The organism is Mesorhizobium sp. WSM4935 (assembly GCF_029625735.1).
In the GTDB taxonomy this organism is placed as follows: domain Bacteria; phylum Pseudomonadota; class Alphaproteobacteria; order Rhizobiales; family Rhizobiaceae; genus Mesorhizobium.
The window spans coordinates 247,801-260,453 of sequence record NZ_JARTVR010000006.1; the positions used below are offsets into that span (position 1 = coordinate 247,801).

The 12,653-nt window shown below is 65.4% G+C and carries 14 protein-coding genes and 2 pseudogenes; 5 read left to right on the forward strand and 11 right to left on the reverse strand.

The window, feature by feature from the left end; genetic code table 11:
• Window positions 1–9: 9 nt before the first annotated feature.
• The 7 genes and pseudogenes from P9273_RS17260 to P9273_RS17290 form a co-directional block, all read right to left on the reverse strand.
• Window positions 10–876, reverse strand: coding sequence for an ABC transporter permease (locus tag P9273_RS17260; RefSeq protein WP_278050022.1), 867 nt, complete (start codon window positions 874–876; stop codon window positions 10–12).
• A 19-nt stretch (window positions 877–895) separates the two neighbouring features.
• Window positions 896–1,498, reverse strand: coding sequence for an ANTAR domain-containing response regulator (locus P9273_RS17265; RefSeq protein WP_278049989.1), 603 nt, complete (start codon window positions 1,496–1,498; stop codon window positions 896–898).
• On the reverse strand, window positions 1,495–2,589 hold the full coding sequence (locus P9273_RS17270; RefSeq protein ID WP_278049990.1) for a transporter substrate-binding protein: 1,095 nt from the start codon (window positions 2,587–2,589) through the stop codon (window positions 1,495–1,497). The genes P9273_RS17265 and P9273_RS17270 overlap by 4 nt, the downstream gene beginning before the upstream one ends.
• A 201-nt stretch (window positions 2,590–2,790) precedes the next feature.
• On the reverse strand, window positions 2,791–3,768 hold the full coding sequence (locus P9273_RS17275) for a TonB family protein (protein WP_278049991.1): 978 nt from the start codon (window positions 3,766–3,768) through the stop codon (window positions 2,791–2,793).
• Window positions 3,765–4,259: a TonB system transport protein ExbD gene (gene exbD, locus P9273_RS17280; RefSeq protein ID WP_278049992.1), complete on the reverse strand. Its 495-nt coding sequence runs from the start codon at window positions 4,257–4,259 to the stop codon at window positions 3,765–3,767. The genes P9273_RS17275 and exbD overlap by 4 nt, the downstream gene beginning before the upstream one ends.
• A gap of 5 nt (window positions 4,260–4,264) precedes the next feature.
• A complete protein-coding gene (gene exbB / locus P9273_RS17285; RefSeq protein ID WP_278049993.1) occupies window positions 4,265–5,242 on the reverse strand; it encodes a tonB-system energizer ExbB in 978 nt (325 codons plus the stop codon).
• A 17-nt stretch (window positions 5,243–5,259) separates the two neighbouring features.
• Window positions 5,260–6,043: pseudogene (locus P9273_RS17290) on the reverse strand (ATP-binding cassette domain-containing protein).
• A gap of 334 nt (window positions 6,044–6,377) precedes the next feature.
• Between P9273_RS17290 and P9273_RS17295 the strand changes: the two are divergent.
• A complete protein-coding gene (locus P9273_RS17295; protein WP_442920234.1) occupies window positions 6,378–6,986 on the forward strand; it encodes a cysteine hydrolase family protein in 609 nt (202 codons plus the stop codon).
• A gap of 144 nt (window positions 6,987–7,130) precedes the next feature.
• On the opposite strand, the pseudogene P9273_RS17300 reads toward P9273_RS17295, so the two are convergent.
• Window positions 7,131–7,611: pseudogene (locus P9273_RS17300) on the reverse strand (RidA family protein).
• 177 nt (window positions 7,612–7,788) lie between these two features.
• Between P9273_RS17300 and P9273_RS17305 the strand changes: the two are divergent.
• Complete coding sequence (locus tag P9273_RS17305) at window positions 7,789–8,487, forward strand: TetR/AcrR family transcriptional regulator (RefSeq protein ID WP_278049995.1); 699 nt, start codon at window positions 7,789–7,791, stop codon at window positions 8,485–8,487.
• Between the two features lie 122 nt (window positions 8,488–8,609).
• Here P9273_RS17305 and P9273_RS17310 read toward each other — a convergent pair whose 3' ends face one another.
• Entirely contained in the window at window positions 8,610–8,789 is a 180-nt protein-coding gene (locus tag P9273_RS17310; protein ID WP_278049996.1) for a hypothetical protein, read from the reverse strand.
• Window positions 8,790–9,061: 272 nt separating this feature from the next.
• On the opposite strand from P9273_RS17310, the gene P9273_RS17315 reads away from it, so the two are divergent.
• Together P9273_RS17315 and P9273_RS17320 are read left to right on the forward strand one after the other, a co-directional pair.
• Window positions 9,062–9,388: an antibiotic biosynthesis monooxygenase family protein gene (locus tag P9273_RS17315; RefSeq protein ID WP_278049997.1), complete on the forward strand. Its 327-nt coding sequence runs from the start codon at window positions 9,062–9,064 to the stop codon at window positions 9,386–9,388.
• Window positions 9,385–10,299: a sigma-70 family RNA polymerase sigma factor gene (locus P9273_RS17320; protein WP_278049998.1), complete on the forward strand. Its 915-nt coding sequence runs from the start codon at window positions 9,385–9,387 to the stop codon at window positions 10,297–10,299. Before P9273_RS17315 ends, P9273_RS17320 begins: the two co-directional genes overlap by 4 nt.
• A 12-nt stretch (window positions 10,300–10,311) precedes the next feature.
• On the opposite strand, the gene P9273_RS17325 is transcribed toward P9273_RS17320, so the two are convergent.
• Together P9273_RS17325 and P9273_RS17330 are read right to left on the reverse strand one after the other, a co-directional pair.
• Complete coding sequence (locus P9273_RS17325) at window positions 10,312–11,250, reverse strand: LLM class flavin-dependent oxidoreductase (RefSeq protein ID WP_278049999.1); 939 nt, start codon at window positions 11,248–11,250, stop codon at window positions 10,312–10,314.
• A gap of 151 nt (window positions 11,251–11,401) precedes the next feature.
• Window positions 11,402–11,551, reverse strand: coding sequence for a hypothetical protein (locus tag P9273_RS17330; protein ID WP_140544253.1), 150 nt, complete (start codon window positions 11,549–11,551; stop codon window positions 11,402–11,404).
• A 297-nt stretch (window positions 11,552–11,848) separates the two neighbouring features.
• On the opposite strand from P9273_RS17330, the gene P9273_RS17335 reads away from it, so the two are divergent.
• Window positions 11,849–12,616: an SDR family NAD(P)-dependent oxidoreductase gene (locus tag P9273_RS17335; protein ID WP_278050000.1), complete on the forward strand. Its 768-nt coding sequence runs from the start codon at window positions 11,849–11,851 to the stop codon at window positions 12,614–12,616.
• Window positions 12,617–12,653: the final 37 nt, after the last annotated feature.

Genomic DNA, 12,653 nt, shown 5'->3' on the forward strand with positions numbered 1-12,653 from the left:
GGCCTCCCATTATTCCCGCCCTCTCTGCGTCGGGTCGAGGATGTCGCGCAGCGCGTCGCCGATCAGGTTGAAGGCCAGCGCCAGCGCCAGGATCGCAGCGCCGGGGAAGAACACCAGCCAGGGCGCTGCCTGGAAATAGGTTTGGTTCTCGAAAATGATGTTGCCCCACGAGGCCGTCGGCGGCTGCACACCGATGCCGAGATAGCTGAGCGTGGCTTCGAGCAGCACCGTGGTCGAGATGCCGAGCGTGCCCCAGACGATGATGGTCGGCAGGAGATGCGGCAGGATGTGGCGGATCAGAATCCGCGGCGCGCTCGCGCCTATGGTGCGCTCGGCGTCGATGAACTCGCGCTCGGACAGCGAGGAGGTTTCGGTGTAGATGACGCGCGCGGTCTGCACCCAATTGACCAGCGCGATCACCATGGCGACGATCCAGAGGCTCGGCTCGAACACCGCGGCCAGGCAGATGGCTAGAAGCAGCGCCGGGAAGGCCATCATCAGGTCGGTGAAGCGCATCAGCGCGCTCCCAATCCAGCCGCGGAAATAACCCGCCGTGACGCCGACCAGCGTGCCGATCAGAAGCGCCACGCCATTGGCGACGATGCCGATGATCAGCGAGGTGCGGGCCCCGAACAGGATGCGGGTCAAGAGGTCGCGGCCGAGCAGGTCGGTGCCCAACCAGAATTTGGCGTTCGGCGGCAGGGGCGAGCCTTCGAGCGTCAGGCCGTCGAACATCTGCTCGTTGGGATCGTAGCCGGTCAGCCATGGCGCGAGGATGGCGCCGGCGACGACGATGGCGACGATGAGGAATCCGAGCAGCGCCAGCGGCCGCTTGACCAGCCGGCGCCAGACGCCGGCGCGCGGCTTTGCCGGCATCCGGCCGGCCGCCGGAAGGTCAGGCGCGATGGGATTGGTCATCGCCGTCCTCCGCTTCACTCATCGCCACGATGCGCCGCGCCGCTTCCTCGACGCTGATCTGCCAGCTCATCGCCAGCGACCTGAGCTGCGCGTAGGCGCGGTCGTCGTCGCTGCCTTTCGAGAGGGCCGCGACGGCGCGCACGATGGTCTGGCGCTCGCCGACGCGCTGGCGCAGCGACGCGATCTCGCCGGCGAGCCGCTTTCGCGCCTCGAAACTTTGCCGCGCGATGAGCAGCGCGCTATAGACGCCGGCGGTGCCCACCGGTTTCAGCAATTGCGCGTCGGCGTTGTGCGACAGCGCCCATTCGATGCGGCCCGGCGCTTCCGAGCCGATCAGCGCCACCAGCGGCATCGGTGCCTCGCCGGACTTCCACGGGAACTGCTCGTCGAAGCCGAGATCGGCGTCGAAGAAGACGAAATCCGCCGCCAGCGCCTCCGCCGGCAGATGCGGCCAGCACTCGACCGCCTCGAGGCCGATCGCCGACAATTGCCGAGTGATTGCCTGCACCGTCGTGTGTGGACGATGCAGCACGAAGGCTTTTGCGCCGCCGAGATTGGGGATGCGCGCGGCGCGGCTCACGACACCACCCTGAGGCGCGGATGGCCGAAGGTCTTGGCCGGATCGTAGCGCGAGAGATAAGGATCGGGCGCCACCTCTTCCTCGCGGCTCACCACCTCGAAGAAGCCGTCGGCAATGCGCCCAATGAGCACCGGTAGCGTCGCATGCTGGGTGTTTGGGTCGATGGCGATCGGCCCCAGCCGCGTCGCGAAGCGGCGTTCGGCGAAGGCTTTCGAGAATTCCGCGGGACCGGCATCGGGATCGCCGGAAAGCACATCCGCCATCACTTGCACGGACGCATAGGCAGAGGCCTCGAAGGACGAGGCGAAAGCGGCGGGGCGCGGCGCGAAATAAGGCCCGGCCGACAAATGGCCCTTGCCCGTTTCGCCGATCGCCGGCAGCTCGCCTTCGGTGAGATTGCACGAGATCACCGGGCAGGCGTCAGGCTTGAAGGCCGCATCCTCGCGGCCCAGCTCGCGATATGCGGCCAGGAAGGCATAGGACGAGGTGCCGATCAGGTTGTTGAGGATGAAATTCGGCCGCGTGACGCGGATTTCGTCGATCAGGCGCGACACGTCGGTCTCGCCGATGCGCAGATAGCGTTCGCCGAGCACCTTGCCCCCGGCGTCGGCGATCAGGTCGCGCGCGACGCGGTTCATCTCCCAGCCCCATATGTAGTTCGAGCCGAGCAGGAAGCCGTTGGCGCCGAAGCGGGGCGCGACATGGGCCATCAACGGCACCAGATGCTGGTTCGGACAGGCATGCATGTAGACGACATGCTCGTTGGCCTCGAACCCTTCATACGGGCAGGCATACCAGAGCATGCCGCCCGCCTTCTCCAGCACGGGAATCGTCTCCTTGCGACTCCAGGAGGTGACGCAGCCGATCACATGACGGGCGCTGCTGGTCCGGAAGATGTCCTCGCAGAGCGTCGCATATCGGTCGGCGTTGCTTTGCGGGTCGCGCTCGACCGGAACGAGCTCGATGTCGTATTGGCGGTCGGCATTGATGTCGGCGATCGCCCGCGCGGCGCCCGCGCGGCAGGCATCGGAGATGAGCTGGTAGCTCCCCGACCGCGAATAGAGGACACCGATCTCGATACGCCGTTTCAAACGAAGTCCCAAAACGAAAAAACCCCGCAGCCAGCGCCGGCAGGCGTGGCATACGAGGCATTGTTGCCGCCCGGCAACCAAAGCCGGTATTTTCGCTGGCTACCCTATTCCCTACCGTCCATCAGTCAAGCCCGAAAGTTTGAGCGGTCGTACGCGCCATCTAGGAGCGTTTCGCCGTTCCGCACTCTTCCTGGAACTGCTCTAGTCGTGCAGGCTGAACACGAACGGCGCCGTGCGTGTGACGCGCGCGCCGAGTTCGGCCGGCGGCGCCGGCACCGAAGCGCCCTGCAACGCGCCGAGCGCCGCGCGGTCGAGATCGCTGTCGCCCGAGGAGCGCGCCAGCCTGGCCGAGACCACCCGGCCGGAGGTGTCGACCGTGAAGGTCACGCTCGGCGTGCCCTCGGCCCGCCTGGAGCGCGCCACGCTCGGATAGCGGGTGTGCCGCCTGATCCACGCCGCCAGGCTGGAGTTCCAGCGTGACGGGCTGACGCTCGAACGGGGGGCCGCGTTCGAGGACAGTGGCGCCGCGGCCTTCGCCGCCGCCTTGGCGTCGATGCTAGCGGTGATCGTCGTCTTCGGCAGCGGTGCCTTTTCCTTCTTGATGCGTTCTTTCGGCTTCTCGACCGGTTTCCTCCCGGCCTTTTTCCTGGGTTCGAGGGGCTTTTGGGCCTTCATCGTCGGGTCCACGGGTTTCGGCTGCGGCAGCGGAATGACGACATCGGGCGCGATCGCCTCAACAGGGTCGGGCACGACCTCGTCCAGCGGCGGCTGCTCGCTCAGCGCCGCAACCGCTGCCGGAGGAGCCTCCTCAGCCTCTTGCGTATCGTCGGCATCGGACGGCCGTTCGGTGACGGGCTCTGCCTGCTCCGCCACCGGCGCCGGATCAGTCACCGGTTTTACGTCGACAGGATTTACCGTCTCCTCCGCTGCATCGGGCGGCTCCGGCGTCACCGTGTCCAGCATCGCCGTCTCTTCCGGCACGGCGGGCGCGACGACCAGCGGCGCCATCTCGATCGCCAGCGCCGGCGGCGGACCGCCATCCTGCATGTCGGAGAAACTCAAATTCTGCACCGCATAGGCAACGGCCACATGCGCGGCCAGGATGATCGCGGCCGCGCTCGTCCACAGACCGGCCTCACGCGCGCCGAACCGCGGCTGGGAAAGAGCGGTGACGGTCATGGCGCCGGGCTTCCACCCGGCGCCGGGGCGGTGTTCGCGCCGGTCGCAGCGGTTCCTGGCGTAGCCTGCCCGCCGGCGGTCTCGAGGCCGACCAGCGCGACCTTGAGATAGCCGGCGGCGCGCAAAAGATTCATCACCTCCATCAGCTCGCCATAGCCCACGGTCTTGTCGGCTCGCAGGAAGATGCGCGTCTGCTTGTCCCCCTTGGTGCGGCTGTCAAGCACCCCCGCAAAGGCCGGCCGCGGCACGCTGTCATTGCCGATCGCCAGCGTGAGATCGCCTTTCAGCGTCAGGAACAAAGGTGTCTCGGGGCGCGGCGCCGGCGTCGCCGTCGATCCGGGCAGGTCGACATCGACATCGACGGTGGCGAGCGGCGCGGCGACCATGAAGATGATCAGAAGCACCAGGATGACGTCGATGAACGGCGTGACATTGATGTCGTGGCTTTCCTCGAGATCGTCGCCGGAGGTCTCTCGAATGCGCGCCGCCATCGCCGCTACTCCGCCGCGATCGCCGCTGCCGGCGGCACGGTACGGAAATCGAGGTCGCGGCTCACCAGCCGCTCGACGCCGGCGGAGGCGTCGGCGAGGATCTGCCTGTAGCCGGCTATCGAGCGGGCGAAGACGTTGTAGATGACGACCGCCGGAATGGCCGCGACAAGGCCCATGGCTGTCGCAAGCAGCGCCTCGGCGATGCCCGGCGCCACCACCGCCAGATTGGTGGTCTGCGCCTGCGAGATGCCGATGAAGGCGTTCATAATGCCCCAAACGGTGCCGAACAGGCCGACAAAGGGCGCCGTCGAGCTGATGGTGGCGAGCAGGCCGGTGCCGCGCGACATGCGCCTGGACGCCGCCGCCTCGATCCGCGAAAGCCTGGATGCGACGCGCTCCTTCAGGCCGTCGCCTGAGGCATGGTCGAGCGCGCCGGCCGAAAGCGCCCGTTCTTCCTCCGCTGCCCGCACCAGAAGCGCGCCCGGACCGCCCCTGTGGCCAAGTTCCCGGCCGGCCTGCATCAGCGTCGCGGCATTGCCGATGACATCTGCGGCGCGGCGGGCTCTCAGCTTGCCACCGAAGACCTCCAGCGACTTGGCGAGCCAGATCGTCCAGGTGACCAGGGACGCGAAGGCCAGCCCGACCATGACCGCCTTCACGACGATGTCGGCATTCATGAACATGCCCCAGGGCGACAGGTCATGCGGCAGGGTCAGCGAGATCGAAGGCCCTTCGCTTGTGGCGCCGTTCGGAGCCGGCTGGACGCCTGGCTCCGCCGGCGTGGGAGCGGGCGCCTGCGCCGCCGATGTTTGCGGAACTGGAGCAGCCGGTGCCTGCGCTGCCGGAGCCGGCTCGACCGGGGCCTGCACGGCGGGTGCGGCCGACTGCTGCGCCTGCGTCGCAGGCTGTTCTTGTGCCTTGGCGATGCCGGTGGAAAGAATGAGGAACGCGGCCAGCGCCGCGAAAAGACCGTTCCGGGACAAGGCTCGTCCTCGCTTCATCATTGCACATATCCGATCGGCTGGCCGGTGACGGGATGCTTGAGCACGCCCATCTCGACGCCGAAAATCTCCTTGAGCACCGGCCCTCGCATGATCTCGCCCGGTGTCCCGTGCCTGAGCAGCCGGCCTTGCTTCAGCGCGATCAGCTCGTCGCAATGGCGCGCCGCCATGTTGGGATCGTGCAACACTATGACGACGCACAGGTCGCGCTTGCGGCTGAGTTCCTTCACCAGCGCCAGCACCTCGACCTGATGCGATGTCCAGCGCCGAGATCGGCTCGTCGAGCAGCATGACGCCGGCATCCTGCGCCACCAGCATGGCAAGCCAAGCGCGCTGCCGCTCGCCGCCTGAAAGCTCGTCGACGAGGCGGTCGGCGAAGGCGCTCATGTCGGTCAGCGCCAGAGCCTCCTCGACACGGCTTTTGTCTTGCGCGCCGAAACGGCCGAGCGCGCCGTGCCAGGGATAGCGCCCGAGCGCCGCCAGCTCGCGTACGGTGAGCCCCGTGGCCGCGGGTATCGCCTGCGGCAGATAGGCCAGCGCCCGCGTCAGCTCGCGCGCGCCCCAGCCGGCGAGCGGCCGGTCGGCGAAGCGGATGCCGCCCGAGCTTGCCGGCTGCTGGCGGGCCAAGGGCTTGACCAGGGTGGACTTGCCCGAGCCGTTGTGGCCGACAAGCCCGTAGACGCGGGAACGGCGCAGTTCGAGCGAGACCGGACCGAGCAGCGTGCGCCCGCCGACGGCGAAGCGCACGGCGTCGACATGAAAGGCTGTCACAGCTTCGGCCAACATCCGCCTCCAATGCAGCGGCCGCCATCCGGGCAGGCCAGGCGGCCAATGCCGGTTGACTATGAAACATGATTTTCCGAGTCAACTATAAAGTTGACCGTCACTATCAACAATTTGCAACTGCGTGCCGATGCCCGCTCGGGCAGGGTCTGGACGCCAAGGCCGTTGCTGGGCACGATGCGCCGACAACGACCAAGGTTCTTTTTGCGCAATTCCGGACGGAAAACCGCTAGACACTTTTCCTGGAATTGCTCCATGGCAGGGCGCCCGATGATCAAGGCAATCCTTCGACTTTCCCTATGACGGCAGGCTGGAACCGCAGCGCACGGCGCTGCTGGTGATCGACCTGCAGGAGGATTTCCTGTCGCCGACCGGCTACTTCGCTAGGAAGGGTTACGATCCTTCGCCGCTGCGAGCCATCCTGCCGGCGGTCAACCGGCTGATTGGCGCGGCACGCGCCGCTGGACTCACCATCATCCACACAAGGCAAGGCTACCGCGCCGACATGGCCGACATGACGCCTTATGAAAAATGGCGCCGCAAGCGGGCCGGCCTCGACGGCACCGATATCCTGCTGCGCTCCGGCCCGGGTTTCCAGATCGTTTCGGATATCGAGGTGAAGCCTGAAGACATCATCGTCGACAAGACCTGCAACAGCGCCTTCACCTATACCGATCTGGAGCTCGTCTTGCGGGCGCGCGGCATCACGCATCTGATGTTCACCGGCTGCACGACGGATGTGTGCGTGCACACCACATTGCGCGAGGCATGCGACCGCAACTTCCAGTGCCTGACGATTTCGGACGCCTGCGCCAGCGGCGACCAGTATGCGCATGAAGCCGCGCTGCATATGGTGACGGTCGAGGACGGCGTCTTCGGCGCGCTGGCGGATTCGGCGGCCGTCATCGCCGCGTTGCGGCAGCTCGCGGACGCGGCGCGCTGAAGGTTTTGCAGATCGCCGCGCCCGGGGCAAGTTCCGCCAGCCGAGCGCCAATAGGGCATTTCACCGTTTCACGGAAACGGCGACATGCCCTTTCTCTTTGTTTTACGCAATTCCGGACGGAAAACCGCTTTTCCTGGAATTGCTCTACTCCAGGACGGCGACGGCTTCGACCTCAAAGAGCATCTGGTCGATCGCAAGCTTGGGAACGGGAATTAATGTCTGGGCCGGCAGCGTCTCGCCGAACATTTCCTTCACGTTCTGGGTCAGCACGCCGAGCTTGGACATGTCGTGATCGACCACGAAGACCGTGAGCTTGGCGACCTGATCTGGTCTGGCGCCGATCGCATCGAGCGCGCTGCGCAGATTTGCGTAGCTTTGCCGCACCTGGACGGCGAAATCAGGTGAAAGGCCGCCCGTGCTGTCCTGGCCGCCCTGTCCGGAGATGTACGCCACCCGGGCTCCGGGCGGCGTGATCACGGCCGTGCTGTAGCCGTTGGGGGACGGGTCATAGAGGCTTTTTGGATTGACGATACTGACTGAGATCGCTCGCGCTCGCCGCAGTGGAAAATGCCGTGGTCATGATGATTAGCCCTCTGATGAGCAGATGGTTGATTGCACGCGACATGATTTGGCTCAGCGCTCTGCGAGATCCTCTGGTGATTGAACGCCGCGCCATCGCCCAGCGATCGATTCGTACGATATACGAGTCAGTCGCATGGTACGTCGTACGAGTCAATCGTCGAAGGATCGACATTCCTCGCATTGCCGGCCAAGATCGGTTTGTGAGTTGTGAGGAAGGCGAATGGCAGCCAAAGAGAACGGCGCCCGCAGCAGACGGCCAAAGCGGACGAGGGTGGACTCCCGATCCACCGTTGAGCCGCGCGGCGAGCCGACCCTCACGCTGGAACGCATTGTGGCGGCGGCGGTAGAATTGCTCGACGCCCAGGGGATCGATGGACTGTCGATGCGTCGGCTTGCCGATCGTCTCGGTTCGGGCGTGATGAGCCTATATTGGCACGTCGACAACAAAGAGGGCGTCTTTGATCTGGCGCTCGATTCCGTGCTCGAATATCGCGGCCCGTCGCAAACCGCCGAAGCTCACGACTGGCGTGCAGACATCGCGCATATTCTTGAAGACTGGCGAACCATCATGCTGCGCCATCCCTGGTCGGTGTCTCTGTTGTCGAGCCGGGCGCTTGGCCCGAACATCCTCGGCCGGCTCGAAGCGCTGAGCAGTATTCTTTCCAGGGCCGGCGTGGCGGACGCGGATTTGAACGTCGCGATATGGTCGCTGTGGAACTACGTGATGGGCGCCACCATCACTCGCGCGAGTTTCGACCTGTCGGACACCGACAGGGCTGCCGCACGGCAGCGCCTGACGCATTTGAGCGAACGCTATCCCACGATCGAACGGTCTCGGCTGCTGTTTGACGACGATTGGATCGGCACCTTCAGGAAAGGCCTCGATTTGCTGCTTGTCGGCCTCGCTCGTAAGCAGTGACCTGGAGCGTTTCACCGTTTCACGGAGAACCGCTCCATCTCGTTGTTTTTGCTGGAAATCCTGACGAAAGGCTACGGCGAAGTCACCGAGCCTAACCGCGTCACACCTTTCCTGGAATTGCTCTAGCTGCGCGGACGCGGCGCGCTGAAGGTTTCGGCGTCACCCGGATCGCCGACCTCCGGCCAGCCGATATCCTTGCGGATGTCGAGCGGCAGCAGATAAAGCGTCCGCGCTGCCCGGTAGCGGACACGGGTTGCTGCATATTCGGTCGCGATGCGCCCGATGGATGACAGGATCGACATTTGCTTTCCCCTTGGTTGATGCCGGCGTCGCAAGCCCGGCGCACTCACCAAGACGAAACAGGGATGGCTGTTGGAATGGTGAGGAGAAATTTTTTCTGAATGCACGGGCCGCCCGATAGGTCCATGGCAGCTTCCGGTCGCGACATTTGATCGATTGCCGAAAATTCTTTTTGCATGCACCGTTCCGTTTTCGGTTCCGGCCTCGTCTTGAGGGTCGTAACGGGTGCGAGAGCCGCGACGGCCTCCGCCATCAGGACAAACGGAGCCAAGCCATGTCGACCACAGTGACCTTGATCAACGTCTTCACCGCCAAGCCGGGCAAGCAGCAGGCACTCGCCGAGACGCTCGCCGAGGGAACGAGGAACTTCTTCAGCAAGCAGCCGGGCTCGCTGTCGTCGTCGGTGATCGTCGGCGGCGACGGCAGCAAGGTCGCCAACATCTCGCAATGGCGTTCGGCGGAGGATATCGCGGCCTTCCGCAGCGATCCCCGCTTCGCCGATTACATGAAGAGCGTCGTCGAGCTGGCCGCCGGCGAGAGCATGATGGGCCACACCACCTATTCCCATACGGGCGGCGTAGAGAGCCAGGGGGACGCGTGACCGGTTCGCAGGATCAGTCGATTGCGGCGACCGAAACCAGGCTTCGCGCCTTCGAGCGCGAAGCTGCCGGCCTGAGGGCCAAGCTGCACCGATATGCATCGCGCATGGTCGGATCGGTCATCGATGGCGAAGACATCGTCCAGGAGGCTTTGGCCAAAGGCTTCGTGGCGATCAGGAATGGCGACATGCCCGACAAGACCGAGCCCTGGCTGTTTCGCATCGCGCACAATGCGGCGCTCGATTTCCTGCGCAAGCGCGCCCGTTCGCGGGGGCGCGAAAGCGAGGTCGAGCTCGACACGATCGCCGACGAGAATTCGGCGGTGGATGCGCGCATCGCCGCCGAGGCGAGCCTGGCCGAGCTGATGCAGCTGCCACCGGCGCAACGATGCGCGGTCGTGCTGAAGGATGTGCTCGGAAACAGCCTGGAGGAGATCGGCGAAATCCTCGAAACCTCCGACACAGCGATCAAGGGCGCGCTGCAGCGGGGCCGCGAGAGCCTGCGCAAGCTGGCGGCCGCGCCGCGCATGGCGTCGCCCCGCCCGGCGCTCGACCGGCAGGACATGCGCCGTCTCGGCGACTATGTGGCCGCCTTCAACGCCAGGGACTTCGATGCCTTGCGCGGCCTGTTGGCCGAGGACGTCAAGCTGGAGCTGGTCAACCGCCTGCGCGCCGACGGCAAGGAATATGTCGGCAATTATTTCGGCCGCTATGCCGACGAAACGCATTGGCATTTCACGACCGGACTTGTCGAAGGCCGGCCCGCCATCCTGGTCACCAGGCCCGAACGTCCTGACGGACCGCCGCGCTATTTCATCCTCATCGATTGGGAGAACGGCCGGGTCGCCGGCATCCGCGACTTCCTGTTCGCCGATTACGTGATGGACGGCCTGGATTACTCGTCTCAGCCGTAGGGCTAACCGGGGTCAGCGAAGGTGGATATCGGAGAAGGGCCGGGACGAAAGCATTCCCGGTCGCGGAATCTCGGCCTCGCGGCGCGCCAGCGAATTCGCGACCAGCGCAATCGTCTCGCGCCCGATACGGGCGATCTCGCCCGGGCGGTCGATGCCTCCGATCATGAATTCCTCGATGCCGAGCGCCGCATAGGGCAAAAGCGTCAGAGCGAGCCGCGCCGGCGACCCGGCGATCTCGACCGCCTTGTGATCCGGGGCGCCGGCCCAGCCGTCCGGATGGATGCGAACCGGCAGCGCGAAGCGCAGCCTGCCGGCGCGGCCATGCTCGGCGGCGGCGCGGCGCGCGCGCTCCATCAGTTGCCTCACCTCGCCGGGTGAGCCGGCGGCCAGCTCGAAGACATCGGCGTGTCGGCCGGCGACCTTCAGCGCGGTGCCCGACTGGCCGCCGAGCCGAATGGCCAGATCGGCGCCATGCGGGCCCTTGCGCGGCACGAAGCCGCCCCGGACGCTGTAGAAGGCGCCTTCATGGTCGAAGGGCGTGTCGTTCGACCACAAGCGCTTCAACAGCACCAGATATTCGTCGATGCGCTCCCAGACCACGCCGTGGGCGACCGGCCGCGCCTCGCCATCGCTGTCCTCCAGCGGTTCGCTCAGCATGCGAAGCGAGAGGCGGCCGCCGCCTCGACGGTCGAGCGCCGCGAGCTGCCTTGCCGCTTCGATCGGCTCTATCACGCCGGCCCAATGCGTCAGCACCACCTCGAGCGAGCCCGTGCGGTCGAGCGTCTGCGCGGCGATGTCCATATTGGTGAGCAGGCCGGCCGGATCGTCCACCACCAGCTTGCGGAAACCGGCGTCCTCGATCAGCGACAATTTGGTCGCGGTTTCGGCAAAATCATAGAAGAAGCTGCCATTGGCAGGCTTGCCTGGAACATGCGTGAACTCGATCGGCATTGCCATCTCCTCCATCACGTTGGGCGCCCCTCTCCGAGCCCGAATAGATCCATCTCGCCGGCGCGCGACAGCGCGCCGACCCGTGGCCGGTCTTCAGCTCCAATTACTCAACTCGGATTTTTGGACGGCGGGACCCCTGGCCCCGATCCGGTCAGGGGATGATCCCGAAAACGACGGCACCCGTGAATACGAAGGCAAGCGCAAAGACGAGGTAGGCGAACGTGCCGCCATAGGCGGGCCTCCAGCTCTGGTCGGCGGCAAGCCTCTGACCTTTGCGTTGGGCGTTCTGAATGTAGGACATGGTCGATCCTCCGTCGCAGCCATTAATCTATAAAGATAATAGACTTTGTCGAGTGCTATTTTTCGGTGATTTGTAGAACGGCATTTTCGGAGTTGTGCGAATCGGGGTTTTTCATGCTTGCGATCTGCCGGGCGTCATCGAATCCGAATACACGTGATCTGGAGAAAAGCCGGCGAAATCGTTCATTTTGGCCGTTCACCGACATGAGATCCAATCGCTCGAACGGTCTTGGCCACCTCGCGCATGACGGATAGCATCGCTTGAACCGATATCGGCGGTGCTGGAGGAGAGAAAAGAATGGGTGGAAGACTGGCGGGCAAGGTCGCCATCATCTCGGGCGGCGCCACGGGCATGGGTGGAGCGGCTTCCGAGCTGTTTGCCGCCGAAGGCGCCAAGGTTGCGATCATCGACCGCAATGGCGAAGCGGCCGGCAAGACCGCCGAGGCGATCCGGGCGCGGGGCCATATAGCGGAGCATTTCGTGGCCGACGTCTCGGACGAGGCGCAGGTCGAGGCGGCGGTGAAGGCGGCCACCGCAAAGCTCGGCCCGGTCACGGTGCTGTTCAACCATGCCGGCACGATCGTCATCAAGCCGTTCCTGGAGACGACCTTGCAGGAGTGGGACTGGCTGCATGCCGTCAACGTCCGTTCGATGTTCCTGATGACGCGCGCGGTGCTGCCCGGCATGATTGCCGCCGGCGGCGGCTCGATCGTCTGCACCTCGTCGATCTCGGCCGTGGCGGCGACGCCGAACGAAGTGCTCTACGACACGACCAAGGGCGCCTGCCACATGTTCGCGCGCGCCATTGCGGTGGAGTTCCGCGACCGCAACATCCGCTGCAATGCCGTCTGCCCCGGCTTCATCCGCACGCCGCACGGACTGCGCGAGGTGGCCGATCTCGGCAAGCTCGGCGTGGACGTCTCGGACGCTGCGATGGCCGCGCAGCAGGGCCGCATCGGCGAGCCGGAGGAAGTGGCGAAGGCCGCGCTGTTCCTGGCCAGCGACGAATCGAGCTTCGTCAACGGCGCGCATCTGTTCGTGGACAACGCGTTCACGGCGATCTGAGGCCTGGCATCCTTTCCTCTCCCCCGTCGATCGGGGG